1 protein-coding gene is annotated in these 481 nt (G+C 47.2%); it reads left to right on the top strand.

What is annotated here, in order from left to right:
• A partial coding sequence (locus tag G4P69_RS35365) for a LodA/GoxA family CTQ-dependent oxidase (RefSeq protein WP_208354582.1) occupies nucleotides 1–481 on the top strand: 481 nt, incomplete at both ends.

The raw sequence follows: 481 nt of genomic DNA, 5'->3' as shown, positions 1-481 counted from the left end.
CCTGATTATGGTAAAACCCTAACTCAGGCGATCGCGCTGCAACCAGGAGGACCACTCTCCTCACAAGGGGCTGGAGACTTAACACGATGGATGGCTCTTCCTTGGCAAGGGGATACTGCTTTTTGTCGATCTGGCTATGAGCCAGAATATGATCCATACATTCCTACCTTTTGGCCTGCTCGTGTGCCTAACCAAGTTCTGACCCAAAAGAATTATGAGATTGTCATGAATGTGGATTTACCTCGCGAACAAAGACTAGCTGCTTATCACACACGGGATAGTTGGCTACGGAGGTTGAAAGGAAAAGCCCCTGAGCAAATGCTACAAATGGTTGCTGAGTTTGGTAAGATGGGGATTATCGAACCGCGCCCAGGGATAAAAAACGACCCTGATTTTCCGCCAGTCATATTTGTCGAATCTCTCACCACTGAACAGGTTGAAGAACTAAAAGTCAAATTTGCAGCTTTGCAGTCACAGGAGC

Source organism: Aetokthonos hydrillicola CCALA 1050, assembly GCF_017591665.1.
GTDB classification, from domain to species: domain Bacteria; phylum Cyanobacteriota; class Cyanobacteriia; order Cyanobacteriales; family Nostocaceae; genus Aetokthonos; species Aetokthonos hydrillicola.
The sequence above is the reverse complement of the archived record's forward strand: the minus strand, read 5'-3'. Positions and strand labels throughout refer to the sequence as shown.